21 protein-coding genes and 1 pseudogene are annotated in these 26,081 nt (G+C 67.5%); 16 read left to right on the top strand and 6 right to left on the bottom strand.

What is annotated here, in order from left to right:
• Positions 1 to 62: 62 nt before the first annotated feature.
• Positions 63 to 852 (top strand): annotated as a pseudogene (locus ACYP5B_RS13885) (sulfite exporter TauE/SafE family protein).
• 28 nt (positions 853 to 880) lie between these two features.
• Here the strand turns inward: ACYP5B_RS13885 and ACYP5B_RS13880 are convergent.
• Both ACYP5B_RS13880 and ACYP5B_RS13875 read right to left on the bottom strand, forming a co-directional pair.
• Positions 881 to 1,567 carry a PIG-L deacetylase family protein gene (locus tag ACYP5B_RS13880; RefSeq protein ID WP_318233448.1) on the bottom strand — a complete coding sequence of 229 codons (687 nt, stop codon included), beginning with the start codon at positions 1,565 to 1,567 and terminating at the stop codon, positions 881 to 883.
• A 12-nt stretch (positions 1,568 to 1,579) separates the two neighbouring features.
• Complete coding sequence (locus ACYP5B_RS13875) at positions 1,580 to 3,856, bottom strand: catalase (RefSeq protein WP_459570072.1); 2,277 nt, start codon at positions 3,854 to 3,856, stop codon at positions 1,580 to 1,582.
• Positions 3,857 to 4,261: 405 nt separating this feature from the next.
• Between ACYP5B_RS13875 and ACYP5B_RS13870 the strand changes: the two genes are divergently transcribed.
• The 5 genes from ACYP5B_RS13870 (at position 4,262) to ACYP5B_RS13850 (ending at position 7,406) form a co-directional block, all read left to right on the top strand.
• Positions 4,262 to 4,711, top strand: coding sequence for a PA2169 family four-helix-bundle protein (locus ACYP5B_RS13870; protein ID WP_318233450.1), 450 nt, complete (start codon positions 4,262 to 4,264; stop codon positions 4,709 to 4,711).
• A gap of 32 nt (positions 4,712 to 4,743) precedes the next feature.
• A complete protein-coding gene (locus ACYP5B_RS13865; RefSeq protein ID WP_459570070.1) occupies positions 4,744 to 5,790 on the top strand; it encodes an acyl-CoA dehydrogenase in 1,047 nt (348 codons plus the stop codon).
• Entirely contained in the window at positions 5,787 to 6,455 is a 669-nt protein-coding gene (locus ACYP5B_RS13860; RefSeq protein ID WP_400095954.1) for a class I SAM-dependent methyltransferase, read from the top strand. The genes ACYP5B_RS13865 and ACYP5B_RS13860 overlap by 4 nt, the downstream gene beginning before the upstream one ends.
• Positions 6,452 to 7,135: a glycosyltransferase family 2 protein gene (locus ACYP5B_RS13855; RefSeq protein ID WP_459570068.1), complete on the top strand. Its 684-nt coding sequence runs from the start codon at positions 6,452 to 6,454 to the stop codon at positions 7,133 to 7,135. Before ACYP5B_RS13860 ends, ACYP5B_RS13855 begins: the two co-directional genes overlap by 4 nt.
• A 70-nt stretch (positions 7,136 to 7,205) precedes the next feature.
• Positions 7,206 to 7,406 carry a hypothetical protein gene (locus ACYP5B_RS13850; protein WP_459570066.1) on the top strand — a complete coding sequence of 67 codons (201 nt, stop codon included), beginning with the start codon at positions 7,206 to 7,208 and terminating at the stop codon, positions 7,404 to 7,406.
• Positions 7,407 to 7,427: 21 nt separating this feature from the next.
• On the opposite strand, the gene ACYP5B_RS13845 is transcribed toward ACYP5B_RS13850, so the two are convergent.
• From ACYP5B_RS13845 to ACYP5B_RS13835, 3 genes are all read right to left on the bottom strand, one after another.
• Positions 7,428 to 7,853: a hypothetical protein gene (locus ACYP5B_RS13845; protein ID WP_318233454.1), complete on the bottom strand. Its 426-nt coding sequence runs from the start codon at positions 7,851 to 7,853 to the stop codon at positions 7,428 to 7,430.
• A gap of 104 nt (positions 7,854 to 7,957) precedes the next feature.
• Positions 7,958 to 8,929: a GGDEF domain-containing protein gene (locus tag ACYP5B_RS13840; protein WP_459570064.1), complete on the bottom strand. Its 972-nt coding sequence runs from the start codon at positions 8,927 to 8,929 to the stop codon at positions 7,958 to 7,960.
• 352 nt (positions 8,930 to 9,281) lie between these two features.
• Complete coding sequence (locus tag ACYP5B_RS13835) at positions 9,282 to 10,460, bottom strand: site-specific integrase (RefSeq protein WP_459570062.1); 1,179 nt, start codon at positions 10,458 to 10,460, stop codon at positions 9,282 to 9,284.
• 122 nt (positions 10,461 to 10,582) lie between these two features.
• On the opposite strand from ACYP5B_RS13835, the gene ACYP5B_RS13830 reads away from it, so the two are divergent.
• Positions 10,583 to 11,551, top strand: a complete 969-nt coding sequence (locus ACYP5B_RS13830; RefSeq protein WP_459570060.1) for a DNA-binding protein — start codon at positions 10,583 to 10,585, stop codon at positions 11,549 to 11,551.
• 208 nt (positions 11,552 to 11,759) lie between these two features.
• Here ACYP5B_RS13830 and ACYP5B_RS13825 read toward each other — a convergent pair whose 3' ends face one another.
• Complete coding sequence (locus ACYP5B_RS13825) at positions 11,760 to 13,328, bottom strand: fatty acid--CoA ligase (protein WP_459570058.1); 1,569 nt, start codon at positions 13,326 to 13,328, stop codon at positions 11,760 to 11,762.
• Between the two features lie 265 nt (positions 13,329 to 13,593).
• Here ACYP5B_RS13825 and ACYP5B_RS13820 point away from each other — a divergent pair, with 265 nt between their 5' ends.
• From ACYP5B_RS13820 to ACYP5B_RS13780, 9 genes are all read left to right on the top strand, one after another.
• Positions 13,594 to 15,411 (top strand): acyclic terpene utilization AtuA family protein, encoded by a 1,818-nt coding sequence (locus ACYP5B_RS13820; RefSeq protein WP_459570057.1) that lies wholly within the window; start codon positions 13,594 to 13,596, stop codon positions 15,409 to 15,411.
• A 265-nt stretch (positions 15,412 to 15,676) separates the two neighbouring features.
• On the top strand, positions 15,677 to 16,447 hold the full coding sequence (locus ACYP5B_RS13815) for an AraC family transcriptional regulator (protein ID WP_459570055.1): 771 nt from the start codon (positions 15,677 to 15,679) through the stop codon (positions 16,445 to 16,447).
• 108 nt (positions 16,448 to 16,555) lie between these two features.
• The gene (locus ACYP5B_RS13810; RefSeq protein ID WP_400095944.1) at positions 16,556 to 17,368 is read left to right on the top strand and encodes a TIGR03084 family metal-binding protein; all 813 of its coding nucleotides are present in this window, start codon (positions 16,556 to 16,558) and stop codon (positions 17,366 to 17,368) included.
• Between the two features lie 17 nt (positions 17,369 to 17,385).
• On the top strand, positions 17,386 to 18,267 hold the full coding sequence (locus ACYP5B_RS13805) for a phosphatidylglycerol lysyltransferase domain-containing protein (protein ID WP_459570054.1): 882 nt from the start codon (positions 17,386 to 17,388) through the stop codon (positions 18,265 to 18,267).
• Positions 18,268 to 18,390: 123 nt separating this feature from the next.
• Positions 18,391 to 20,013, top strand: coding sequence for an acyl-CoA carboxylase subunit beta (locus ACYP5B_RS13800; protein ID WP_459570052.1), 1,623 nt, complete (start codon positions 18,391 to 18,393; stop codon positions 20,011 to 20,013).
• Positions 20,014 to 20,078: 65 nt separating this feature from the next.
• Positions 20,079 to 21,233: an acyl-CoA dehydrogenase family protein gene (locus ACYP5B_RS13795; protein ID WP_459570050.1), complete on the top strand. Its 1,155-nt coding sequence runs from the start codon at positions 20,079 to 20,081 to the stop codon at positions 21,231 to 21,233.
• Positions 21,234 to 21,277: 44 nt separating this feature from the next.
• Positions 21,278 to 23,278: an acetyl-CoA carboxylase biotin carboxylase subunit gene (locus ACYP5B_RS13790; protein WP_459570048.1), complete on the top strand. Its 2,001-nt coding sequence runs from the start codon at positions 21,278 to 21,280 to the stop codon at positions 23,276 to 23,278.
• A 50-nt stretch (positions 23,279 to 23,328) separates the two neighbouring features.
• A complete protein-coding gene (locus tag ACYP5B_RS13785; protein WP_459570047.1) occupies positions 23,329 to 24,114 on the top strand; it encodes an enoyl-CoA hydratase/isomerase family protein in 786 nt (261 codons plus the stop codon).
• Between the two features lie 57 nt (positions 24,115 to 24,171).
• Positions 24,172 to 25,755 (top strand): acyl-CoA synthetase, encoded by a 1,584-nt coding sequence (locus ACYP5B_RS13780; protein ID WP_459570045.1) that lies wholly within the window; start codon positions 24,172 to 24,174, stop codon positions 25,753 to 25,755.
• Positions 25,756 to 26,081 lie beyond the last annotated feature (326 nt).

The raw sequence follows: 26,081 nt of genomic DNA, 5'->3' as shown, positions 1-26,081 counted from the left end.
GAAAGTTGGCCATGCCAACCGCACGTATCGTGGACTGACCTGGAACCCATTCCTCTTCTGCGATGCTTTATCTCCTCTTTATCCTGTTCGGCTGCCTGACAGGCGTGACCACCGTGCTGTTCGGCTTCGGCGGCGGGTTTGTGGTGGTGCCTTTGCTTTACCGCGCATTGAGCGCCGCCGATGCGCACGCGCCAGGCCAGTCCGCCATGCACATAGCCGTCGCGACCTCAACGGCGGTGATGATCCTGAGCGCCTCGCTCGCCACACGCAAGCACCGCCTGGCGGGCAACATCCTGTGGCCCTATGTATGGCCGCTGGCGGGATTTATCGGGTTGGGCGCGGTCATGGGCGCCGGCGCTGCCACGCTGGCGAGCAGTGACGTGGTGCGCCTTGCCTTTGTGGCCTACCTTGGCGTCACGCTGCTCGATTGCCTGGCGCGCCGGGGAGGGTTCGCCCCAGCGGCTCGGGCAGGCGAAGACGGTGGCGGGCGGCCTGGCGATCGGCCTGGTCGCCACCTTCCTCGGGGTGGGTGGCAGCGTCATGACCGTGCCCCTGCTACGCCGCCGCGGCCTGAGCATGACGCAAGCCACGGCGATGGCTAACCCTTTGAGCCTGCCGATTGCCGTGCAGGGCACCCTGGCCTACGTGGCCATGGCGTGGTACCAGCCGGTGGCGCTGGGCAGCGGCTATCTGGGGTACATCGACCTTGCCGCGTTCGGGTTGCTATCGCTCGGCTCCCTGGCCGGCATCCGCCTTGCCGCCCCGCTGGCCGGGCGCATCCCCGACCGGGTGCATGCGCGCGTCTATCTCGGCCTGCTGGCCCTGGTGATGGTCAGCATGCTGTTCAAGTAAGCGCAAGCCTGAAGCCGAACGCGCGCGCTTAAGCGCAATCCTTAGCAAGCCATCGCCAGTAGCGTTCGGGCGCGGATAAATCGGCCAGTTGTGCGCCGCTGAACAGCGGCAACTGGCTGGCATAGGCGGCCACCGCGCGGGCCTTGCGGGCCGCATGCGAGGGCTCGCGCAGGGGCGTCTGCGGCGTAGCCGCCACGCCGGCTGCATGCCAGTTCACCAGTTGCCGCTGAAGCTGCCCGGGGGTACGGCGGTGGATCGCATCCTCGTAGAACAGCCAGGCCCGCTCCCGGCTGCCGGCCCATGCCTGCGCGCAGGCGGCGTGCACCAGGAGATGGTCGCTGTGGAAGACCCCGGCGGGCGCGAGCACCGGCGCATCCGGATGTGCCGCCACGACCTCTGACAACGCTTGCACGAGCGCCGCCAGCGCGCTTGGCACGCCGTACTGCCCGTCGAGAAAGTCCAGCCAGAGCGGCGTTGCCTGCAGCATGGCGAGCGCGGTGCGGTCTTCCTCGCGCCTGGCCAGCACCGCCTCGCGCGCGCTGGCAAAGCCCGCACCCGCGTCCCACGGCGGCGCTGCCACGGATGCGGGTGGCAGGCCCGCCAGCACGGTGACCACCATGGAGCCGGGACACGCTGCCAGCCATGCGCCGCAACTGAATACCGCGTCGTCAAGGTGGGGCGAGATCACCAGCGCTGGCGGGCCCGTATCGCACATGGCGCCGGCCACTCAGGCCATGACGCGCGCAGCGTCCGTGCGCGCCCACCAGCGATGCTCACCCACGGCTTCCAGGAACGCATCGTGCTCGGCCTCTCCCTCCTTATTGGCGAGCACCACGCCCGGACCGGCAAAGCCGCCGTCGATCCCGGCTGCGCGCGCGGCGGCGGCAACCAGCACCGCGCCGCTGCCACCCGCGCCGATCGGCTTGTAATGCTTGTAGGCCTCGCAGATGAAGAGCAGGGCGGCGGGGTCGGCCTGCAGGGCGTCGACCTCGCCTTGCGGCACATAGACGGCATCGAACAACACGGAGCCCACAGAGGACAACGCGTGGTCCACCGGCACCGTTTTGCCTTCGGCGGAGGTCACGCCATTGGCGCGCGGGCCGATGACCTTGGCGGATGCCCCTGCCTTCTCGGCGCGCGTCTTGAGCGAGGCCACCGCAGCACCGCTCACGCCGTCCGCGACCAGCACGGCAATCTTGCGGCCGCGGATGTCGCCCTTGGGCTGCGACTCCAGGCTCAACGCCGGCGAAGCGGCCAGGCCGTAGTCATCGATCTCGACGGGCTTGCCCACGGGCTCCACGTCAATCCCGAGCTTGCTTGCCACGCCAGCGGCCAGCTCCGGCGCAATATGGGCCAGCTGGCCAACCACACGGGCACGGATCTCCGGGAGTCCCACCTTGGAGAGCTCGAAGGTGTAGGCATCCACGATCTGGCCCTTTTCCGTATCGGTCTGGCTGCGCCAGAACAGGTTGGCTTGCGAGAAGTGATCGGAGAACGTATCGCTGCGCCGGCGCACCTTGGCGGCGCCTTGCGCGGCTTGTTCCGCATAGACCAGATGCGCATCGGTCTCGCCAGCCAGGAACGGGCAGCCGCCGCCCACGCCATTAGGCTGATAGCTGGAGCGTCCCTTCACCACCGTCTGGCGCATGAAGCCGTCGCGCTGGTTGTTGTGGACCGGGCACAGTGGGCGGTTGATCGGCAGCTCGTGGAAATTGGGGCCGCCCAGGCGCGTGAGCTGCGTATCCAGGTAGGAGAACAGCCGCCCCTGCAGCAGCGGGTCATTGGTGAAATCCAGCCCCGGCACCAGGTGCCCGGGGTGGAAGGCCACCTGCTCGGTCTCCGCGAAGAAGTTGTCCGGGTTGCGGTTCAGCACCATCTTGCCCACGCGGCGAACGGGCACCAGCTCTTCGGGAATCAGCTTGGTCGGGTCAAGCAGGTCGAAGCCGAACTTGTGTTCGTCCTCCTCGGGCACCAGCTGCACGCCGAATTCATACTCGGGGAAGGCGCCGTTCTCGATCGACTCCCACAAGTCGCGCCGGTGGAAGTCCGGGTCCTTGCCATTGATCTTGAGGGCTTCGTCCCAGACCAGGGAGTGCGCGCCCAGCACGGGCTTCCAGTGGAACTTGACGAAGGTGGCGCGCCCCTCGGCATTGATCAGGCGGAAGGTATGCACGCCAAAGCCTTCCATGGTGGCGAAGCTGCGCGGCAGGGCGCGGCCCGACATGGTCCACAGCACCATATGCATCGACTCCGGCTGCAGCGAGACGAAGTCCCAGAACGTATCGTGGGCCGACGCCGCCTGCGGGATCTCGTTGTGCGGCTCCGGCTTCACCGCGTGTACGAAGTCGGGAAACTTGATGGCGTCCTGGATAAAGAACACCGGCATATTGTTGCCGACCAGGTCGTAGTTGCCTTGGCGCGTATAGAACTTGACGGCAAAGCCGCGCACGTCGCGCGCCAGGTCCGCGGAGCCGCGCGAGCCCGCCACGGTGGAAAAGCGTACGAACACCGGCGTCTGCGTCCCCACACGCTGGAGGAAATCGGCCGTGGTGAAATCCGCCAGCGATTCATGCAGCTCAAAGTAACCATGCGCGGCGGCGCCGCGCGCGTGCACCACCCGCTCAGGGATGCGCTCGTGGTCAAAGTGGGTGATCTTCTCGCGCAGCAGGAAGTCTTCCAGCAGCGTGGGGCCGCGTGCGCCCAGGCGCAGCGAGTTGTCGTCCTCGCCGATCGGCATGCCCTGGTTGGTGGTCAGCACGCGATCCTCGTTGGAGACCACGTTGCCGACCGTGTCCGAGCCCAAGGCCTTGGGCTGGGGAGCAAGCCGCTCTTTCACGGCGCGGTCGTACGCGGCATCGGCCCCGGTGGCTGCGCGCGTGGCAGTTTGCGTGACATCGCTCGTGCAAGCGCCCGTGAGCGTTTGCGGCGCGTCAGCACTACTGGCAGGCGTGGGCTTTTTGATGGCGGTGGCGGCGGTCTTTTTGGAAGAGGGCGTTTTTGGCATGGCGGGAGTCCTGGGCAAGTGTCAGCAGGAGAGAGGAGCAAAGACTGATCCAAGGCAGAGAGCGTGCCAAGGGCGCATCGGCATGCACAGGCGCGCTCCGGCTGGTCCTTGCCGGGCAAGGCATGCGGAATTTTCATGGAGATGTAATTTGTGCCGGCATTTGTGTGCGGTTGCGCCCACGTCACTGGGCTGCTGTAGGCCGGCACCGACAAACCGTCGCGCTTCCTCCCTACAGCCGGCGGGGCCGCGCTTTCGTAAGGTGGAGGGGTGGCAAGGCAGGGCGCATCACCGCGCCCGCACCAAGGCCCGCTTCATCGACTGTCGTCTTCACGGCGCCATTCATTTTGAGGTTCTGAATCCCCGAACCGTTGAACACTCTCTTTCAACACTCTGCAAGGAGCTGACATGGCTGACAAGAATATCTCCGTACTGAACGACCTGATCGAAGTTTCGCGCGACGGCGAGCAAGGCTTTCTCAAGGCAGCGGAAGATGCCCAGAATCCTGAGCTCAAGTCGCTCTTCACCAGCCGCGCCACGGAAATCGCCGCCAGCGTGAGGGAATTGCAGGCACAGGTGGCGGCGCTCGGCGGCAAGCCCGAGGAACACGGCAGCGTGGCCGGCGCGCTGCATCGCGGCTGGGTCAGCCTGCGCACGGCGGTGGCCGACCGCAACGATCTCGCCATTCTGGAAGAAACCGAGAAGGGCGAGGACGTGGCCAAGAAGAAGTACGCCGACGCACTGCAGGAAACCGAGCTGAGCTTCGATATCCGTGCGCTGGTAGAGCGCCAGTACCAGGGCGTGCTGCGCAACCACGACCTGATCCGCGACCTGCGCAACCGCTATCGCGCAGCCTGAGGCCAGCTCGCATCCGGCACGGCAGGCTCGTCATGACAGCCAGCGCCTCGCGTGACCCCGATGGCGATGTAGCCCGCCAGTTCTTTCGCCTGACAGAGCAGGCGGGCGACATGCCGTTGCCCGGCGCCGGCAACACCTGGCAAAGGTGGATGGCGCTTGCGCAAGTGGCGGCGCAAGACGTCTGCCTGATCAAGCTGTTCGAAGCCCACGCCGATGCGCTTGCCATCCTGGCGGAGCTTGGACGGCCCAAGCCGCCGCCCGGGACGCGCTGGGCGGTCTGGGCCGCGGAGCCGCCGGATGCGCGCGTGGTGCTGCACGCGGACGGCGGCGCCAACGGTGGCGCTGTGCTCTCAGGACGCAAGGCATGGTGCTCGGGCGCGCCGCTGGTCACCCATGCCTTGCTGACTTGCTGGGATGCGCGCGAGCAGCCGTGCCTGGCCGTGCTCGCGCTCGATGCGCCCGGCATCGCGGCCGACGAGGGCGCGTGGCGCTCCCCGGCCATGACAGCCGCGCGCACTGCCGACCTTGTGCTTGACGGCACGCCGGCGCGGCAACTCGGGGCATCCGGCGCCTACCTGCGCCGCCCCGGCTTCTGGCACGGCGGCGCGGGCATCGCCGCTTGCTGGCTCGGCGCGGCGGTTCCCTTCGTGCTCGCCCTGCGTGCGCTGGTGGCGCGGCGCGCCGAGGCGCATGCCGCCGCGCATTTTGGTGCGGCGGATATTGCCCTGCGCGGGGGCTGGGCGATGCTGCGCGAGACCGCGGCCTGGATTGACGCGAACCCCGCGGCCGACGCCGTAACTGTGGTCCAGCGCGCGCGGCTTGCTGCGGAAAAGGCTGCCACCGATATCATGGCGCGCGCCGGCCGCGCCCTTGGCGCCGGGCCCTTGTGCCGAGACGCCGCGCTGGCCGCGCGTTTCTGCGACCTGCCGGTCTTCCTGCGGCAGAGCCACGCCGAGCGTGACCTGGCTGCGCTCGGCACCGGCCTGGCTGCGCCCGGGCAAGGCAGCGACGCCGGCTGGGCGCCATGGCTATCCGTGATGCCCGGGCTGGATCCATCCTGCCTAGGGGTAGCGCCATGACTTTCCCTACGCTACCGGCAGACAAGCACGACGATGCGCTGGCACCGGCACCCGACGCCACTGCTGCCTCGGGCCTCGCCTCGCACTTCGATGCCCTTTACGCCTGCGGCGACGACCCATGGTCCTACCGCACCAGCTGGTACGAAGCCCGCAGGCGCGGACTCATGCTGGCCATGCTCGACCGGCCGCGTTACCGCTCCGCGTTTGAGCCCGGCTGCGGCAACGGCGAGCTCAGCGCGGTGCTGGTCCGCCGCTGCGACAGCATGCTGGCCGCAGACATGCATCCCCGCGCAGTGGAAACCGCGCGGACCCGGCTCGCGGGGATCATGAACGTGCGCGTGATGCAGATGCGCGTGCCCGAGGAATGGCCCAAGGGTAGCTTCGAACTGATCGTCATCAGCGAGTTTGCTTACTACCTGCCCGAGGCCACCGTCGCCAAGATTGCGCGCCGCGTACGACGCACGCTGGCACCCGGCGGCCTGCTGTTGGCCTGTCACTGGCGGCACCCGTTCACCGAGCGCCTGGTTTCGCCTGAGCGCGCCCACGAACTGTTGGCGAAACATGCCGGCCTGGAATGCATCGCCACCCATACGGAGGCGGATTTCCTGATGCAGGCCTGGATGCACGAGGGTCGTTCAGTGGCAAGCCGGGAGGGCATCGCGTGATTGGCGTGATCGTTCCGGTGCATGACGAGGAGGGCTGCCTGGCGGCCTGCCTGCAGGCCGTGGCGCGCGCGGCCGTCTGCCCGGGGCTGCGCGGCGAAGCCGTGCTGGCCATCGTGGTGCTGGATACGTGCCATGACCGCTCGGCCGATATTGCCACCGAGCACGGCGTGCTGACGCTGTGCATTGCCGCGCGCAATGTCGGCATGGCGCGCGCCGCTGGCGCGGCCCATGCGCTGGCGCTGGGCATGCGCTGGCTGGCGTTTACCGATGCTGACACCATCGTCTCGCCCGACTGGCTCAGCACCCAGGTGCAACTCGGCGCCGACGCCGTCTGCGGCTGCGTGCGCGTGGAAGACTGGCAGGACAATCCGGAACGGGTGCGGCAGCGCTACCAGGAGCGTTACCGCGAAAGGGATGGCCACCAGCACATCCACGGCGCCAACCTGGGGGTAGCGGCGGATGCCTATGTGCGTTGCGGCGGATTTCGCTCGCTGCCAAGCAGCGAGGACGTGGCGCTGGTGCGTGCGCTGCAAGCCTGCGGCGCCAGCATTGCGTGGAGCGCGGCGCCGCGCGTGGTGACCAGCGCACGCCGGCACGCCCGGGTGCGGGACGGCTTCGCCGGCTACCTGCGCACGCTTGCCGACACGCCGGAGTCCGGCACTGCCGGGGCTTGCGCATAAGCGCAGGATTGGCATGCCGCCCAAAAGCCTTCTAAGATCAAGTCACACTCACCCGTCCGGGGATATGGCCATGACCAATGCGAGCAAGCCTGCAGCGCCGACGCCCCACAAGACGCCCCACAAGGCTCCCGCACCACCCAAGGCCAAGCCATCGCCAGGCAGCAAGGACGATCACGTGGAAGACGAGCTCGATGAAGCCCTGAGGGAAACCTTTCCGGCGAGCGACCCGATTTCGGTGGACCACGGACGCGTCACCCGCCCTGCGAAGTAGCCGGAGCGCCGAGCCGCCTCGCTAGACCAGTTGCCGCAACTGCGCGACGACTTTCATCAGTTGCCCGTGCGCCACGATCACGCCGGACTCGTCCTGCAGTGCTTGCTGGTAGCGGTCGCGAAACGCTGGATCGCTGTCGGGCCCAAACAGTTTCTCGGTGGCCGCGGCCACCGCCTTGCAGGTTTCATCGTGATGCTCGGGCGCGTCCAGCTCTTCGTCGATCTCGATGATCAGCCGCGAGAGCGGGTCCAGCCAGCGGAAATAGGTCTCCTCGGTCACAACCTGCACGAACAGCCCGGCCGGGATCGGGCCATGCAAGCGTTCGTACTCCGTGCGGTTCAGCGCGATCACTTCCTTATGCACCTTCAAGAGCGCGGCCCGCAAGGCGCGCAGCCCGCTGCGGCGATCCTCCTGCTTGGCCAGGAACTGTTCGTGAGGCATAGACATTCTCCTTTTCTTGTCGGCCCAGTGGGGCCGGTTGCGGCCCGCTTGTCAGTATAGGCAGGAGGGCGGGCGTGGCGGCGCTCGCGTAGCTTGGCAGCAACCTAGGGTTAGCGCTGGCTTGCCTTGCGGGATGCCTTGTTGGCATACATGGCGTTGTCGGCTTCGGCCAGCAGCGCGTCGGTGTCGTCGTGGCGCTGCGCATCGAACTCGACGGTGCCGACGCTGAACGCGATGTCATAGCCTCGCGCCGCGTGCGCATTGATCGCATCGATGGCCGTCTCCAGGCGTGCCAGGGTGGCGTTGCACTGCGCGGCATCGGTACTGGTCAGCAGCGCCACGAACTCATCCCCACCCAGCCGGCCGATCACATCGGAGTCTCGCAGCGACTGGCGCAGTTGGCCGGCAAAGACAGACAACGCGCGGTCGCCCTCGGCGTGGCCGAAGCGGTCGTTGATGCTCTTGAAACCATCCAGGTCGAAGAACAGCAGCGTCGCAGGCTTGTCCAGGCGCTTGCACACATTGAGCGCGTGTTGCGCCAGCGCCGAGAAGCCACGGCGGTTGGACAGCAGCGTGAGCTCGTCCATCGTGGCCAGTTGCAGCGCGGTCAGTTCCTGCTCGGCCATGCGAGCCAGGTCTCGCAGCAAGGCGCGGTCCTCCTCGCCGAACTCCCGGGGCTGCACGTCGATCAGGCACAGCGTGCCCAGCTTGCTGCCGTTGGCCACCGATAGCGGGCAGCCCGCATAGAAGCGGATGCCTGGATCGTGCGTCACCAGCGGATTATCGTGAAAGCGCTCGTCGAGCAGCGCGTCAGGCACCATCAGGATGCCGTCATCGAGGATCGCATGCCCGCAGAACGAGATCTCCCGCTGGGATTCCGTCGCGGACAAGCCAATGCAGGACTTGAACCACTGGCGGTTGGCGTCAACCAGGCTGACCAGCGCAATGGGTACGCCAAACAGGCGCCGCGCCAGCCGGGTCAGGCGGTCGAAGCGTTCTTCCGCCGAGGTATCGAGGATATTCAGCGAGCGCAGCGTATCCAGCCGAAGCTGTTCGTTGGCCGGGATCGAGGGCGGTGTCATAGGCGTTCGGCTACTGGCAAGAGATAGTGTGCGACATCGGGCTCTCGGGCTGCGATTGCACGCGCACCGCATGTATATCGGCACGCCAGGCGCGGATTGTAATGACTTCCGGGATTCAGACAGGCATTCGACGATGCCCGTGTCCTCAGCACAGCAGCCGCGCCTGCTGGTCGCGCAGATTGCGGTAGCGCCAGCGGTAGTCCTCCGGCTCCGGCAAGCGCGCCTGATATTCGCGCTCCTCCGCCTCGCGCCGCGCATCGGCCATGGCGTCCCGGTCATCCAGGGAGCAAATCAGCTTGGCGGCGCCTCATTGCGGATCGGCTTGGGATCCGTTCTGGAATTGTTCGTCCTGTTATTCGTCCTGGCATTCGTCCCGGCTTTTGTGTTCGTCCAACACGCCGATCAGGTCAGCCGCCACCGAGCGCCGGGCGTCCGCCGCCCGGAAATACCGCACCAGCGTAGCCACGCTGGTGTGGCCCGTCATGGCCATGGCTTCGGCCATCGGCACCTGGCGCGTCGCCGCCTCGGTCACAAAGCCCGAGCGCAACGAGTGCGCAGAGAAATCCCCCTCCAGCCCGGCCGCGTCGCAACGCTGCCTGACGATCTTGCGCACGGCGGCGTCGGACAGCGCTTCGCCCACATGCCCGCCACGGCGGACGCGCCGGAAGATCGCGCCCTCCTCAAGCCCTGTCGCCTTCAGCCAGGCCTCGAGCGCCGCGCCTGCAGCGCCGATGACCGGCTTGGCGTTGTCCGGCAGGTCTGCGCCGGCCTGGTTGGTCTTGGACCAGCCCAGTTGATAGACGAATTCGCCCGGCGCGAGGCGCGTCAGATTAGCCAGGGTGGCGCCCGCCACCTCGGAGCGCCGCCGGCCGCCGCTGGACCAGGCGAACAGCAGCAGCGCACGGTCGCGCAGGCCGATCAGCGAATCGTCACAGGTTTCCAGCAGGCGGGATAGCGGCTCACGCGTCAGCGCCGCCTTGCGCGCCGGACGCTCGCCGCGCTTGGCATAGGCCCGGCGCGTGCGGGCCACCAGTTCACGCACGGCCGGGTCTGCACAGGGGTTGTCCAGGCTCTCCAGCCGATGCGCTTTGGCAATGACGGCCAGCCGGTGCATCAGCGTGGCTAACGCCGGTGGGCCAGTGCGCGCCTTGCGTCCGCTAGCGACCAGTGCGGCGTCGATCGCCGGCGGCAATTCGCTCGCCGGGCCGTGGGGCGTGGTTCGCGTGGCGTGGTCTACGACGAACTGGATGATGACCGCCGGCAGCAAGGGAAGGGCGATCGGCTGGCCGTAACGCAGGGCGAACCAGCCTGCCCAATACCGTAAGGCGGAACGATAGCTGGCCACCGTGTTGGCGGATTCGCCTTCGCGGTACAGCGCTTCGGCGGCCTGGCGGCCAAGCGGATCGAGTTCGGACGGGCGGAGCGGCGCGGGGAAATCGGCATGAACAGGTGTCAGGCTGGATGAATCGTGGCGGTTTGGCGGGTTTTCGGCCGTTCCACCGGGCAGGTAAGGCAGTTTGCGAGAAATCATAATAAATATGATGTATGCTGTATCAAATTATACACCAATAAACGATAAGGCACGATAACCATTCCTTATCGTGCCTTATCCGGGTGGCGATGGCCAAAGCCGCCCAAAAACTTGCCCGGACCATGCAAAACGCCAATCTGCCCGCCACGCGCTCCCGTTCCATCACCCAGCAAGACGTCTGGCAAGCCGCCGATGCCTTGCTGCTGGCCGGCCAGCGCCCAACCATCGAACGGATCCGGCTGCATCTGGGGCGCGGCTCGCCAAATACCGTCAGCCCGCACCTGGATGCCTGGTTTGCCGGCCTGGGCGCCCGTTTGCAGGATCCGCAGGCGTTTGCGGCGCCAGCGAACCTGCCCGAGCCGGTGAACCAGGCCGCGCGGTACTTGTGGGATGTGGCGCAAGCCGAGGCCCGGGCCATCGTTTCTGCCAGCTACGCCACGCAGGAAGCGGAACTGGAGCAGGCGAGGGCAACCCTGGCGGCAGAGCAAGCCGCGCTGGCGCAGGAGCGCGCCATCCTGATGGCGAAGCTGGAAGCCGCCGACAACGCGCTGGCCGAACTGGCACGCGCCCGGGATGAAGCCGGCGAACGCGCCGCCCGCGCCGAGGAGCAACTGGTGGCGCAGCAGGCGGAAAACGAAGCCGTACGCGCCGCGCTGCGACGCGCGCAGGAAGAGAAAGATGCGCTGCTGCGCGATACCGCTAGCCAACGCGCCGCCTGGGACAAGGAGCGCGAAACCATGGCGGATCGCTCTGGCGCCAACGAGCGGCGCATGGCGCTGGAACTGGACGCGGCGCGCTTGGCGCTGGGGGAAAGCCAGCGTCAGATGGACAACGAGCGCAAGGCCGCCCAGAAAAAGCTGGCGGATGCAGCCGAAGCCGCGGGGCGGCAGGCCGAAGAACTGGCAAAGGCAGGGAATGCCGCAGCCGTGCTGGATGAGCGGGTCAGGCAGCAGGAGGGCTTGCTGGCCGAGTACCGGCAGCTATTGGAAAACCGGGGCGAGCCGGATCCGGATGTCGCGCGGGCAGTGCGCCCGCCGGTGCGCAAAGCGCGGCCGATCCGGCCCGCGCGGCCTCCGCGCTTCAAGGTGTAGGGCGGCCTGTTCTTAATGTTAGATCTAGCTTTTTGATTCCCGCATAACCTGCTGATTTCAAAGAAATTATCTACAGTCATTCCGCAACGGAATTTCTAAGATCATGCGGTAAATATATGGTCTTAAGCTATTGATTCTTATTGACTAATCTATTGCCGTTTCGAATGCCGGGCACGCCGGGGCGTGGCAGGCATGTGGCCCGCCACATTTACTTCACCCGCAGCAGATGCTTCTGGATCTTCCCGCTCGTAGTCTTCGGCAGCGCATCCACGAAGTCATACCGGCGCGGCCGCTTGTAGGCAGCCAGCCGGTCGCCATGCACCAGGAAGCCATCGAGCAGTTCCGCGGTAGCTTGCGCCCCCGGCTTGACCACCACATAGGCGCAGACCAGCTGCCCCCAGGTAGCATCCGCCTCTCCGATCACCGCCACTTCCAGCACGGCAGCGTGCTCGATCAGCGCATCCTCGACTTCCCGCGGATACACGTTCTCGGCGCCCGAGTTGATCATGTAGTCGATGCGATCGCGCACCCACAGGTAGCCGTCGGCATCCAGGCTGCCGAGGTCGCCGGTGTGGTACCAGCCGTGGGCCAGGGCGCGCGCGTTGGCGTCCGGGCGGTTCAGGTAGCCGGCCATCATGCACGGGCCGCGCACCAGGATCTCTCCGACTTCGCCGGGCGTGCAGGGCTGCGCCGGATCGGTCGGGGCGCCATCCTCGCGCAGCACCGCTACCACCAGGTCGTGATTGAGCGAGGGCAGGCCGGCCGAGCCGGCGTGGCTGAGCTGCTCGTGCGGATACAGCACGGACATGCAGGGCCCCATCTCGGTAGTGCCGTACACCTGCACCAGCCCCGCGCCAACCACGCGGTCCCACTCGCGGATCAGGTGCGGCGCCATCGATGCGCCGCCGTACTCCACCAGCCGCAGCGATGACGCATCGCGCGTGTGGGCGTCCGGGTGGTTGAGCATCATGCCGACCATGGTCGGCGCGGCGAAGAAGTGCGTGACTTTTTCGGCCTCGACCAGTTGCCAGGCCTCCCCGGCATCGAAATGCCGCTGCAGCACCTGCGTGGCGCCCAGGTGCAGGCGCGGCAGGAAGCTGGTGTGCAGCTCGGCCGTGTGGTTCAGCGGCGCAACCGACAAGCCGACGTCCTCGCGCGACAGCGTCATGACCTGATGCATCATCGCGTTGTGCGCGAGCTTGCTGCGGTGCGTGTGCAGCACGCCCTTGGGGCGGCCGGTGGTGCCGCTGGTGTACATCAGGATGCAAGGATCGTTCTCGTCCACGACGATGCCGGGCGCGTCATGCGGCTGGCCCGCGGCGAGCGTGGCGAGGTGATGCGTAGCAAAAGCCGGCGCCGGCTCGGGGTCGGCGTAGATCCAGCGCGCCGTGCCAGGGGCGAGCTCGCGGGCTTTCTCCACCACGGCACAGCCTTCCTGCTCGAACAGCAGGGCGCTGGCCTTGCCGTCTTCGAGGATGAAGGCCACCTCCTGGGCGGCCAGCCGGTAGTTGATCGGGTTGAAGATCGCGCCCACCCGGGCCGCCGCCAGCATGCTGAAGACAAACGCCGGCGTGTTGTAGAGGAAAGCCGCGACCACATCGCCATGGCCCACGCCGATGGACAGCAGCGCGTGGGCGTGGCGGTTCACCTGCGCATCCAGCTCGGCATAGGTCCAGCTGCGGCGGCTCGGCCCCATGCCGGCGACCAGCGCAGTCTTGCGCGGCAGGTAGCGCGCGGGCCAGGCAAGGGTGTCGCCCAGCGTAAGGACGTGACTCAAGGCAATGCTCCAACAGCGGGGGTGGGGGCGCCGGCAGGCAAGGCACGCCGACGAAAGCGGTCGAATATAAAGCCGGCGTCTCTTTTTTGGAAATAACGATTTGCACTTTGCATATGTGGGATCCGCCGGAGCGCACGCGGTGCCGAAGCCAATTGACGCAAGACACCGAGCCGGCGGCTCGCTATCTTGCCAGCGAGGCCCGGCGAGCCATGACTCGCCGATGACAACGGCAATCGATGACAGAGACAAAAGGGGAAGCGCGTCCATGAACAAGCAAAGTCGGCAGGGCAAGGAACACGTGCGGATAGGCGGTGCCTCCGGTTTCTGGGGCGACAGCGCGATCGGCCCGGTCCAGCTGGTGGACAAGGGCGACATCGACTACCTGGTGTTCGACTACCTGGCCGAGCTCACCATGTCGCTGCTGGCGGCGGCGCGCCTGAAGAACCCGGAAGCCGGTTTTGCGCTGGATTTTGTCACCGGCGCCCTGCGCGCGGTGCTCAAGCCCGCCATGGCCAAGGGCATCCGCATCGTGAGCAATGCCGGCGGCGTGAATCCGCGGGCCTGCGCGGCGGCGGTGCGCAAGCTGGCCGAGGAACTGGGCGTGACGGTGCGGGTGGCGGTGGTCGATGGCGACGACCTTCTGCCACAGCTCGACGCGCTGCGCGAGGCCGGCACGCGCGATATGCAAAGCGGCGTCGCGATGCCGGCCCGCATCCTGACGGCCAATGCCTATCTGGGCGCCGTGCCGATCCGGGCCGCGCTGGATGCCGGCGCGGATATCGTGATCACCGGGCGCTGCGTGGACAGCGCGGTGACGCTCGGCGTGCTGATGCACGAGTTCGGCTGGCGCCCCGCCGACTACGACCTGCTGGCCGCGGGCAGCCTGGCGGGACACATCATCGAGTGCGGCTGCCAGGCCACCGGCGGCCTGCACACCGACTGGGAGCAGGTGCCGGACTGGGCCAATATCGGCTATCCGGTGGTGACCTGCCGGGCGGATGGCACCTTCCTGGTCGGCAAGCCGCCCGGCACCGGCGGGCTGGTCAGCCCAGCCACGGTCGGCGAGCAGATGCTGTACGAGATCGGCGATCCCGCCGCCTACCTGCTGCCCGACGTGATCTGCGATTTCACCGGCGTGACGCTGCGCCAGGCCGGACCGGACCTGGTGGAAGTGCAGGGTGCCAGGGGCCGCGCGCCCACGCCCAGCTACAAGGTGTCGGCCACCTATGCCGACGGCTATCGCTGCTCGGCGCAACTGACCATCGTGGGCTTCGATGCCGTGCGCAAGGCACGCCGCAGCGGCGAGGCCTTCCTGGAGCGCACCCGCGCCATGCTGGCCCGGGCCGGGCTGCCGGATTTCACCGAAACCCGGCTGGACGTGCTCGGCACCGCAGCCGCCTTTGGCCCGCATGTGCCGCAACCGTCCTTGTTCGAGGCGGTGATGTGGCTGGCGGTGACGCATCCGGACAAGCGCGCGCTGGAACTGTTCGCACGCGAGATCGCGCCGGCGGGCACGTCCTGGTCACCCGGCACCACCGGCGTCGGAGGCCGGCCCTCGGTCAGCATGGCCATCAAGCAGTTTCCCTTCCTGGTGGCGAAAACGCTGGTCCAGCCCGCCGTCTGGCTCGACGAGCAACCGGTGCCGCTGCCGGCGACTTTCGTCTCCGGGACCGATGTGCCGGCTGCTGAGCCAGCCGGCGCATCGACGCCATCGACCGCCATGAAGCCCGGCGCGGACTGGGTCGACGTACCCCTGATCCGGCTGGCATACGGCCGTAGTGGCGACAAGGGCGATTTCTCCAACATCGGCATCATCGCGCGCGACGCCGCCTACCTGCCGCTGATCGAAGCGCAGCTTACCGAGGCCGCGGTGGCCGCGTTCCTTGCGCACAACGTGAAGGGCAGGGTGACGCGCTACGCCCTGCCCGGCATCGGCGCCTTCAACTTCCTGTGCGAGCAGGCGCTGGGCGGCGGCGGCATGGCTTCGCTGCGCAACGATCCGCTGGGCAAGGGGATGGGACAGGTCCTGCTGGCCATGCCGGTGCGGGTGCCGCCGGCGCTGGCGCGGGCACTGGGCGCTTGAGCAAGCGCCTGATGCCCCGGGCGCCATGCGGGCATCGGGATAAACCCCCATCCGGCGGCTGTTCGGCCGCCTTCGCTGGCATGATGACGCAGGCGCGCAAAGCCGCAGGGCGGCTGCCCGCGCCTCTTCTTGCCGAACCAGGCGCCAGCCGTTGGCCACATGAGCCATTCGCGGCGCCGCGAACAGTGAGACCCAGATGCTGCCAGTTTTGCCATGCACACCGGATGCCACGGGCCAGCCGTGCGGGCGCCCGAGCGGAAGCTTCATGTGGATCGACCGCGACCGCGTGCTCTACGTGGGCCTGCTGGGCGCGCCCTCGGTGCGCTCCATCGGCGCAATCCTGCTTTATGTGGCGCTGGACGCGCCGTTTCGCCTGAGCGTGGCGGATGGCGAGTGGCAAACCGCCGAGATCGCCTTCGTGCCCCCCTACGTGCCGCACCGCATCGCTTCCGATAGCCGCAGCCTGTGCGGCTTCCTGATCGAGCCCGAAACAGTCGACATGTCCGGCTTGCCCATGCTGCTGCGCGGTCCGGGCGGCGCGCTGGCGGCGCCGCGGGTGGCGCAGCATGCGCGCGACCTGATTGCCCAGTTGCGCGGCATGCGGCGCCCCGAGCTGGACGCCGGGCTGCTCGACACACTGTTGCTGGGCGAGCCGCTGGTGCCGCGCTCGCTAGATCCACGCATCGATGCGGCGGTGCGCCAGATCAAGGCCGATCCAGGCGGGCGTAGCGCCGCCAGCGACCATGCGCGCGACGCCAACTTGTCGTTTTCCCGCTTCCTGCACCTGTTCAAGGAGGAGGTTGGCACGCCGTTCCGCACCTTCCGCACCTGGAAGCGCGCCCGCAGCCTGCTGCACTACGTCACCCAGGAGGCCAACCTGGCCGAGGTCGCACTGGATACCGGCTATCCGGATTCCACGCATTTCAGCCACTCCATTCGCCGCGTATACGGGCTCAAGCCACGTGACATCTTTGCCGGCTCGCGCAAGCTTGCGCTGCATGGCCTGCCCCCAATGACCGCCTATCGCCCCGCGTAGCTGGCCGGGCGGCGACCACTTTGCACAAGACCAACGGCGCGCCGCGCGCCAGAATCGAAGCCATCGACCCTCGCCAAGCCTGCCGCCAACGGCAGCCGGATGCCTCCCATGAAAGAAACCTGCCAGGACCTGCTGGCCGAATACCGCGAGCTGGCCGCGCTTTGCGCCACGCTCACCCCCGCGCAATGGCGCGAGCCCAGCGCCTTCCATGACTGGAGTGCCTGGGACGAGATCGCCCACCTGTGCTACTTCGACCAGACCGCGCTGCAGGCTGCCACCGACCCGGAAGCCTTCCTGCGCGGCGCGCAAGCGCTCAACACGCTGATGGCGGGGGGCGGGCATATCAGCGCGGTGGCGCGTGAAACCTACGGCCACCTTGATGGCCCCGCCTTGCTGGCGTACTGGCAGCCGCTGTACGAGCGGCTGGTGCAAACGCTGGCCGCGCTCGACCCCAAGGCCCGCCTGCCCTGGTACGGGCCGCCCATGAGCGCCCGCAGCTTTGCCACCGCGCGGCTGATGGAGACCTGGGCCCATGGCCAGGACGTGTGGGATACGGTAGGCCGGGCCCGCGCGCCCACCGCCCGCCTCAAGCACATCGCCCATATCGGCGCGACCACCTACGGCTGGACCTTCGTCAACCGCGGCGAGCCGGTGCCGGGGCCGGCGCCCCATGTCGCGCTGAGCGCGCCAGACGGCAGCGAGTGGACCTGGAACGAACCACAGCCGGACAACTACGTGCGCGGCAGCGCGGAAGATTTCTGCCTGTTGGTCACGCAGCGCCGCCACCTGGACGATACCGGCCTGCAATACAGCGCCGGCCCGGCCCAGCAATGGCTGGCGCAAGCCCAGTGCTTCGCCGGGCCGCCCGCCACCGGGCCGGCCGCCGGCACGCGCGTATTGCGCACGGCTTCGCCAGGGTGAGCGGCACCGCAGCGCCCATGCGCATCGCGGCTGGCTTGCCGCTGGTCCCGGGGCTGGCCGCAGGGATCGACGCAGCGTTGCGCAGGCTCAGCGCCGATCCCGGCGAAGCCTGCCTCTCCGAGCACGCCTTCGCCAACCTGTACCTGTTCCGGCAGGCCCATGCCTACCGTTATGTCGGCGGCGACTATCCCCACATCAGTGGCGTGACCTATGACGGCGCGCGCCACGTGCTGCCGCTGTTCGCGCTGGAAACCGCGCCGCTTGAAGTACTGCAGGTGCTGCTGCGCGAGCACGCATGCTTTTTCCCGCTTTCCACGGCACAGGTTGCACGGCTCGACCCCGCCATCTTCGCCTGGACCGAAGCGCGCGCCGACGCCGACTACCTCTATCCCGCGGCGAATTTCACGGCCTATCGCGGCACGACGCTGGCCAAGAAGCGCAACCTGATGAAGCAGCTGCTGGCCACGCACGCAGTCACTGCGCGCCCATACCATCCGGGGCTAGCCGACCAAGCCTTGGCCGTGCACGAAGGCTGGATGCAAGCCAAGCACAAGGCGCATGGCGAGGCAGACGACACGCCCTGCGGCGAGGCCCTCCAATACGCCGAACGGCTCGGCCTGGAAGGCTTCCTGTACGAGGTGGCAGGCCAGCCAGTGGGCTTTGTGCTGGCGCAGGAGATCCGCCCGACGGTTTTCGCCATGCGCTTCGCCAAGGGCCTGGCCGACTACAAGGGCATCTACCAGTACATGTTCCATCACTTCTGCACGGCGTTCCCACGCCCGGTGGCGTGGCTGAATTTCGAGCAGGACATGGGGCTGGACAACTTCCGGCAGACCAAGCTTTCCTATGCGCCCAGTGCATTGCTGCCGAAGTTCAGGGCGCGCTTGCGGGTGGGGTGACGTAGTTCCGGCACCTGCCGCGCAAAGGCTCAAAGCAGCACAGCCAGTTCTCGCAAGACCCTGTCGGCTCCCACCCCTACCATGGCTTCACACCGGCGCACCGCCTTCGAACAGTGAACCCCCATGGCAAATATCGAATCCAGACTCTCCGCCGGCAGTGAAGCATTCCAGGCCAACCGCGCCGGCATGCTGGCCCTGCTGGAGCGCATCCGCGCCTTCGAGCAGCGCGCCGCCAGTACGTCCGCCGCCTCGCGCGAGCGCTTCGAGAAGCGCGGGCAGTTGCTGCCGCGCGACCGGCTGGCTCTGCTGCTGGATCCGGGCGCGCCCTTTATCGAACTCTCGTCGCTGGCGGGGCTGGGACTGGACAACCCCGACCTGGACAAAAGCGTGCCCGGCGGCGGCCTGATCGCGGGCATCGGCTTTGTGTCTGGCCTGCGCTGCATGATCAGCGCCTCGGACTCGGGCATCAACGCTGGCGCCTTGCAGCCCAAGGGGCTGGACAAGCAACTGCGGGTGCAGGAAATCGCGCTCGAGAACAAGCTGCCCTATGTGCAACTGGTGGAGAGCGCTGGCGCCAACCTGATGACCTACAAGGTCGAGGATTTCGTGCGGGGCGGCAACCTGTTCCGCAACCTCGCGCGCCTGTCGGCCGCCGGGCTGCCGGTGGTGACGGTGACGCATGGCTCGTCCACCGCCGGCGGGGCTTACCAGACCGGCTTGTCGGACTACATCATCATGGTGCGCGGCCGCTCGCGCGCCTTCCTGGCCGGCCCGCCGCTGTTGATGGCGGCCACCGGCGAAGTGGCCACCGAGGAGGAACTGGGCGGGGCGGTGATGCATACCTCGGTCTCCGGCCTGGGCGACTACCTGGCCGAGGACGATCGCGACGCGCTGCGCATCGCCCGCGAGATCCTGGGCAAGATCGACTGGCACCGCGACCAGCGCGTCGCCGCGCCGCGCAGCTTCAAGCCGCCGCGCTTTGATGCCGAGGAACTGCTCGGCGTGATGCCGATGGACCATAAGCGGCCGGTCGACATGAAGGACGTGATCGCGCGCATTGCCGACGACTCGGACTTCCTGGAGTTCGGCGAGAACTACGGCGGCGCCACCGTGTGCGGCCATATCAAGATCGAAGGCTGGCCGCTGGGCATCATCACCAACAACGGCCCGATCGACCCTGCCGGCGCCACCAAGGCCACCCACTTCATCCAGGCCTGCTGCCAGTCGCGCACGCCCATCCTCTACCTGAACAACACCACCGGCTTCATGGTGGGCCGCAGCCATGAGGAGGCCGGCATCATCAAGCACGGCTCCAAGATGATCCAGGCGGTGAGCAACGCCACCGTGCCGCAGATCACGATCTATTGCGGCGCGTCGTTCGGCGCGGGCAACTACGGCATGTGCGGGCGCGGCTTCCATCCGCGCTTCTGCTTCTCCTGGCCCAATGCCAAGACCGCGGTGATGGGCGGCGAGCAGGCGGCGCGCACCATGGCCATCGTGACGGAGGCCGCCATGAAGCGCAAAGGCGGGGAGGCCGATACCGACCAGTTGGAAGCACTGCAAAAAGGCATCGTCGAGCGCTTCGACCGCCAGATGAGCGTGTTTGTCACCAGCGCCCACGTGCTGGACGACGGCGTGATCGACCCGCGCAATACGCGCGCGGTGCTGGCCAATGTGCTGGCGGTCTGCCGCGAGGGCGATGCCAGGACGCCGCAGGCCATGCAATTTGGCGTAGCGCGGCCCTGACGGCCACGGACTCAACCAGAACAGAAGTGCAAAAGAGTGCAAAAGAACGAACGGAGACCAGCGACATGCTACTGACACCCGAACACGAGGCGCTGCGCGCCACCATCAAGCGCTTTATCACCGAGCAGATCAACCCGCATGTGGACGCCTGGGAAGAGGCCGAGATCTTCCCGGCGCATGAAGTCTTCCGCAAGATGGGCGAGCTGGGCCTGCTGGGCCTGTCCAAGCCGGAAGAGGATGGCGGCATGGGCCTCGATTATTCCTACAGCGCGGTGCTGGCGGAAACGCTGTCCGACATCAACTGCGGCGGCGTGCCGATGGCCATCGGCGTGCAGACCGACATGGCCACGCCGGCCCTGGCCCACCATGGCAGCGCGGAGCTGCGCCGCGAATTCCTGGCGCCCGCGATCCGCGGCGAGTACGTGGCCTGCCTGGGCGTCTCGGAAGTAGGCAGCGGCTCCGATGTGGCCTCGGTCAAGACCACCGCACGGCGCGACGGCGACGACTACATCATCAACGGCGGCAAGATGTGGACCACCAACGGCACCCAGGCGGACTTCTGCTGCGTGCTGGCCAACACCTCGGATGGCGCCCCGCACCGCAACAAGACGCTGATCGTGGTGCCGATGAAAACGCGCGGCGTCTCGGTGGCCAAGAAGATCCGCAAGATCGGCATGGACTCGTCCGACACCGCGCAGCTGTACTTCGATGACGTGCGCGTGCCGCAGCGCTATCGCATTGGCGAGGAGGGCATGGGCTTTACCTACCAGATGGAGCAATTCCAGGTTGAGCGCCTGTGGGGCGCGCTCAGCTCCGCCAGCCGCTGCGCCAAGGCGATCGACCTCACCATCGAATACACCCGCGAGCGCAAGGCGTTTGGCCGCTCCATCCTGGACAACCAGTGGGTGCACTACACGCTGGCCGAGTTGCAGACCGAAGTGGAAGCCCTGCACGCGCTGTGCTGGCGCGCCGTGGAGATGATGGTGCGCGGCGAGGATGCCACCCGCCTGGCCACCATGGCCAAGCTCAAGGCCGGCCGGCTGTCGCGCGAGGTGGCTGACCGCTGCCTCCAGTTCTGGGGCGGCATGGGTTACGTGCTGGAGAGCCCGATCTCGCGCATTTTCCGGGACGGGCGGCTCACCTCCATCGGCGGCGGCGCCGACGAGGTCATGATGCAGATCCTGTGCAAGTTCATGGGGACCTTCCCCCAGGCGAAGTAAGCGTTCAAAGCGCTACGGCAGATTAAAGACCAGACCAGGCCACCATGAAGCAGCCCACGCCATTCCACAAGATCCTGATCGCCAACCGGGGCGAAATCGCCTTGCGCGTCATGCGCAGCGCCACCGCGCTGGGCTACCGCACCGTGGCGGTATATTCCAGCGCCGACGCCGGCGCGCGCCATGTCCGGGAGGCCGACCAGGCGGTCTATATCGGCGAGGCACAGCCGGCGCAGTCCTATCTGCGCATCGACGCCATCATCGCGGCGGCCCGGCGTTGCGGCGCCGATGCGGTACATCCCGGCTACGGCTTCCTGGCGGAGAATGCCGCCTTTGCCCGCGCCTGCCGCGAGGCGGGGCTGGTATTTATCGGCCCGTCGGCTGAGTCCATCCTGGCCATGGGCAACAAGGCCGGCGCCAAGCGCTTGATGATGGATGCGGACGTGCCGTGCATCCCGGGCTACCAGGGCGAAGACCAGGAAGAAACGCGCCTGTGCGCCGAGGCTGCGCGCATCGGCTTTCCGGTCATGATCAAGGCCACGGCAGGCGGGGGCGGGCGGGGCATGCGGCTGGTGCCGCACGCGCGGGCCTTTGCCGAGCTGCTGCGCAGCGCGCGCTCGGAGGCGCAAGGCGCCTTCGGCGATCCGGAGGTGATCCTGGAGCGGGCCGTGGTGGAACCGCGCCATATCGAGATCCAGATCCTGGCGGACCGGTATGGCAACGCCATCCATCTGGGCGAGCGCGACTGTTCGGTGCAGCGTCGCCACCAGAAGCTGATCGAGGAGGCACCGTCCCCCGCGGTCAGCCCCGAGCTGCGGGCCCGCATGGGCGCCACCGCCGTGGCGGCCGTCAAGGCCATCGGCTACGAAGGCGCCGGCACGCTGGAATTCCTGCTCGACCGCGACGGCAACTACTACTTCATGGAGATGAACACGCGGCTGCAGGTGGAGCACCCCGTGACCGAGGCCATCACCGGCCTGGACCTGGTGGCGCTGCAACTGCGGATCGCCGCAGGCGAGCCGCTGCCTCTTGCGCAGGAAGACATACGCTTTTCCGGCCACGCCATCGAAGTGCGGCTGTGCGCCGAGGACGCCGATCAAGGCTTTATGCCGCAAAGCGGCGAGATCGCGCTGTGGCAGGCCCCGTCCGCCTTGCGCGTGGAGCATGCGCTGGCCAGCGGCGCCGCGATCCCACCGTACTACGACTCGATGATCGCCAAGCTCATCAGCTACGGCGGGACCCGCGACGAAGCGCGGCGCAAGCTGTCGCGAGGCCTGGAAGACCTGGTGGCGCTCGGCGTGACCACCAACCAGGGGTTCCTGGGCCGCTGCCTCGCCCATCCGGCCTTTGCCGCGGGAGAAGCCACCACTGCCTTTATCGGCCAGCACCAGGACGCGTTATTGCGCCCCGATGCGGCGCTGCGCCAGCGCGCCGCGGCACTGGCGGCGCTGTTGCTGTATGAAACCTCGCCGGAGCGCCAGCCGGGCGCGCCAGCCGCGAGCCTGGCACCCACGCTGCCAATTGGGCTGCGCTTCCGCGTCAACGGCGCGGAGCATCAGGCCAGCCTGGCATTTGGCGGAGGCAATCGCTTCGAAGTCGCCATGGGTGAGTCGCGCTTCACCTTCGAGACCATCGCGCTAACCGAGCATTCGGTACGTTTCAACTGCGATGGCCTGGTCGAGAGCGCCACCTTCCACCGCGACGCCAGCACGCTGCTGCTGCACTACCAAGGCACGCCGTTGCGCATCGAGGACCACACGCGGGCCGCAGCCGCCAGGGCTGGCGAGGCAGCCGGCGACGGCAAGCTGCGCGCCTCGATGAATGGCCGGGTGGTCAACGTGATGGTGGCCACCGGCGACCAGGTCGAGGCGGGCCAGCCCATGGTGACGCTGGAAGCCATGAAGATGGAGCACATCCACGTGGCCCCGGCCGCCGGCCGGGTTGGCGCCGTGCACGTGCAGGTCGGCGACCAGGCCGCCGCCATGCGCGTGATCGTGGAGATTGAGTTCGAGGCGCCGCCGGCGGAACCGGTAAAGGCCGCCGCCTGAGCCCATTGAGCCTTTTCCCAACACAGACAAAGCCTACCCGGCGGAGCACCATGAGCGAATCGGAAACCCCAGCCGTCCTCCATGAAAAACGCGGCGCCGCGTTCTGGATCACAATCAACCGGCCAGACAAGCGCAACGCCATCAACAAGGAAGTCGTGGCCGGCATCCGTGCGGGCTACCGCGCGGCGCACGCCGACCCCGCCATCCGCGCCATCGTGCTGACCGGCGCCGGCGACAAGGCATTCTGCGCCGGTGGCGACCTGCAGCCGGGCAAGGGTTTTGCCTTCGACCTCTCGCAGCCCAATGTGGACTATGCCGACATGCTGCGTGAATCCCAGCAAGCCACGCTGCCCAGCATTGCGCGCATCAATGGCACCTGCATGGCCGGCGGCATGGGCCTGCTGTGCATGACCGACATGGCCGTGGCCGCCGACAGTGCCTTGTTTGGCCTGCCGGAGGTCAAGGTGGGCGTATTCCCGATGCAGGTGCTGAGCCTGCTGCAGACGCTGGCGCCGCCCCGGCTGGTGCGCGAATGGTGCATCAGCGGCGAGCCGTTTTCCGCCGCCGAGGCCAAGACCGCCGGCCTGGTCAACCACCTGGCCGCACCGGGCGAGCTGGACGCACGCACCGAATGGCTGGTCGCCCGCGTGGCCGACAAGTCGCCCACCGCGATCCGGCGCGGCAAGTACGCCATGCAGGCCATGGCGTCGATGAGCTTTACGGAAGGGATCGCTTATACCGAAAGCCAGATCGCGCTGCTGGCGATGACCGAAGACGCGCGCGAAGGCCTGGCCGCCTTCAACGAGAAGCGCAAGCCGGTCTGGACTGGCAAGTAAACAACCAGCGCGGCGCGCGCTGGCAGAGTCTGCAACGACTGAATAAGGGATCGGCCTATGAACAAAGCATCGTCGGCAACATCGTCCACCCAGCCGGCCGGCGCCGGCGACAATGCGGCCTTCCTCGCGCTAGGCATGGCGCAATGGCTGTGCCGCCGCGCCGCGCGCAGCCCCCAACGCCCCGCGCTGACCTGCGCGGGGCAGACGTGGACCTATGCCGAACTGGTGGCGGACGCCGAAAAGATGGCCGCAGTGCTGGCCGCAGGCGGCGTCGGACGCGGCCAGCGCGTGGGCTACCTTGGCCTGAACGATCCGCTGTTCCTGGTGACGCAGTTTGCCTGCGGCTGGCTGGGCGCCATCTTCGTGCCGCTCAATTTCCGGCTCACCGGGCCGGAACTGGCCTTTATCCTCAACGATGCCGGCGTGCATACGCTGTTCGCCGACGAGGACTATGCCGCGTTGATCGATGAGGTCCGCCCTACGCTGGAATGCCAGCGCTACCTGCGCCGCGCCGACGCGCCGGGCTGGGAGGACCTGCTGCCCCTGATGGCGCAAGCCGGCGCCGCGCTGCCGGCCGTGCCCACCCATCCGGATGAAGTGGCCGCGGTGATGTACACCTCGGGCACCACCGGCCACCCCAAGGGCGCCATGCTCACGCACGGCAACTTCTGGGCCAACAACCTCAACGTGATGATGCTGAGCGACCTCGCCAGCACCGATGTCGCGCTCAACTTCGCGCCCCTGTTCCACGTCGGCGGCATGTGCTGCGTTTGCCTGCCCATCCTGATGGCAGGCGGCCATCTCGTGCTGCAACGCAGCTTCGATGCGGCCGGGGTGATGCAGGCGGTGGCCGAGCACCGCGTGACGGTCAGCTTCGCGGTGCCCGCCATGCTGCTGTTTGTCAGCCAGCACCCGGATTTCACGCGGGCGGACCTGTCCAGCCTGCGAACCATTTCGGTCGGCGGGGCACCCATGCCCGAGCCGCTGCTGCGCCTGTTCGCCGGGCGCGGCATCCCGGTCAACCAGGGCTACGGCCTGACCGAGACCGCCGCCGCGACCACCTTCCTCGCCCCGGAACGCGCGCAGGACAAGCTCGGCTCCTGCGGCACGCCGGCCATGATGACCGAGGTCTGCATCCGCGATTTCGACGGCAAGCCACTGACCGAGCCCCAGGCGCGCGGCGAAATCTGCGCGCGCGGCGGCAACATCATGAAAGGCTACTGGAACCGCCCGGACGCCACGGCCGGCGCTTTCTACGAAGGCGGGTGGTTCCGCACCGGCGACGTTGGCTATGCCGACGAGGAAGGCTTCTACTACGTCTGCGACCGCCTCAAGGACATGGTCATCACCGGTGGCGAGAACGTCTACCCGGCCGAAGTCGAAAGCGTGCTGTACGAACACCCGGCCATCGCCGAAGTCGCCGTGATCGGCTCGCCCGACGAACGCTGGGGCGAGCACGTGATAGCCGTGGTGGCGCTCAAGCCGGGCTCGGGCCTGACGCTGGAGGAATTGCAGGCCTTTGCGGAGCCAAGGCTGGCGCGCTACAAGCTGCCGCGTGCGTTGCGGGTAGTGAAGGCATTGCCGCGCAATCCGACGGGGAAGGTGTTGAAGGTGCGGTTGAGGGAGATGGAATTGGGGTAAGGGGGGCGTGTGATCCATGGCTGGGGGGGCGTGGTGGTTTCTTGAACGGCGTTGGCGTTTGGACCCGACAGCCGTACGACATCCCCCTGCGGGGGACGCCGGTCACTCTTCTTTGCGTCGGCAAAGAAGACTAACGAGAAGAAAGCCGACCCTGCCGGGGGCAGAGCCATCGCGGGGGCTAGGGGCGCTGGTTTCGTCGTACCGCCGGCGGTTCTGCTGGCATCTGCCGGTATCGGCTTGACCGGCCACGAATCTGCTGGTTTCCGAGATGCGTGGTGGGGCCCCCGGTAGCGGAATCCTTGCCCATTCGCCCATCTGCCGTTACC

Source organism: Cupriavidus sp. 8B (assembly GCF_054589115.1).
Note: the sequence above shows the minus strand (reverse complement) of the source record. Positions and strands in the feature narration are given on the sequence as shown.

Bases quoted from the DNA above. Each gene is read 5' to 3' on its own strand.
- ACYP5B_RS13880 (WP_318233448.1), bottom strand. From the start codon at position 1,567: ATGTGCGATACGGGCCCGCCAGCGCTGGTGATCTCGCCCCACCTTGAC.
- ACYP5B_RS13875 (WP_459570072.1), bottom strand. From the start codon at position 3,856: ATGCCAAAAACGCCCTCTTCCAAAAAGACCGCCGCCACCGCCATCAAA.
- ACYP5B_RS13870 (WP_318233450.1), top strand. From the start codon at position 4,262: ATGGCTGACAAGAATATCTCCGTACTGAACGACCTGATCGAAGTTTCG.
- ACYP5B_RS13865 (WP_459570070.1), top strand. From the start codon at position 4,744: ATGACAGCCAGCGCCTCGCGTGACCCCGATGGCGATGTAGCCCGCCAG.
- ACYP5B_RS13860 (WP_400095954.1), top strand. From the start codon at position 5,787: ATGACTTTCCCTACGCTACCGGCAGACAAGCACGACGATGCGCTGGCA.
- ACYP5B_RS13850 (WP_459570066.1), top strand. From the start codon at position 7,206: ATGACCAATGCGAGCAAGCCTGCAGCGCCGACGCCCCACAAGACGCCC.
- ACYP5B_RS13845 (WP_318233454.1), bottom strand. From the start codon at position 7,853: ATGTCTATGCCTCACGAACAGTTCCTGGCCAAGCAGGAGGATCGCCGC.
- ACYP5B_RS13840 (WP_459570064.1), bottom strand. From the start codon at position 8,929: ATGACACCGCCCTCGATCCCGGCCAACGAACAGCTTCGGCTGGATACG.
- ACYP5B_RS13835 (WP_459570062.1), bottom strand. From the start codon at position 10,460: ATGATTTCTCGCAAACTGCCTTACCTGCCCGGTGGAACGGCCGAAAAC.
- ACYP5B_RS13830 (WP_459570060.1), top strand. From the start codon at position 10,583: ATGCAAAACGCCAATCTGCCCGCCACGCGCTCCCGTTCCATCACCCAG.
- ACYP5B_RS13820 (WP_459570057.1), top strand. From the start codon at position 13,594: ATGAACAAGCAAAGTCGGCAGGGCAAGGAACACGTGCGGATAGGCGGT.
- ACYP5B_RS13815 (WP_459570055.1), top strand. From the start codon at position 15,677: ATGTGGATCGACCGCGACCGCGTGCTCTACGTGGGCCTGCTGGGCGCG.
- ACYP5B_RS13810 (WP_400095944.1), top strand. From the start codon at position 16,556: ATGAAAGAAACCTGCCAGGACCTGCTGGCCGAATACCGCGAGCTGGCC.
- ACYP5B_RS13805 (WP_459570054.1), top strand. From the start codon at position 17,386: ATGCGCATCGCGGCTGGCTTGCCGCTGGTCCCGGGGCTGGCCGCAGGG.
- ACYP5B_RS13800 (WP_459570052.1), top strand. From the start codon at position 18,391: ATGGCAAATATCGAATCCAGACTCTCCGCCGGCAGTGAAGCATTCCAG.
- ACYP5B_RS13795 (WP_459570050.1), top strand. From the start codon at position 20,079: ATGCTACTGACACCCGAACACGAGGCGCTGCGCGCCACCATCAAGCGC.
- ACYP5B_RS13790 (WP_459570048.1), top strand. From the start codon at position 21,278: ATGAAGCAGCCCACGCCATTCCACAAGATCCTGATCGCCAACCGGGGC.
- ACYP5B_RS13785 (WP_459570047.1), top strand. From the start codon at position 23,329: ATGAGCGAATCGGAAACCCCAGCCGTCCTCCATGAAAAACGCGGCGCC.
- ACYP5B_RS13780 (WP_459570045.1), top strand. From the start codon at position 24,172: ATGAACAAAGCATCGTCGGCAACATCGTCCACCCAGCCGGCCGGCGCC.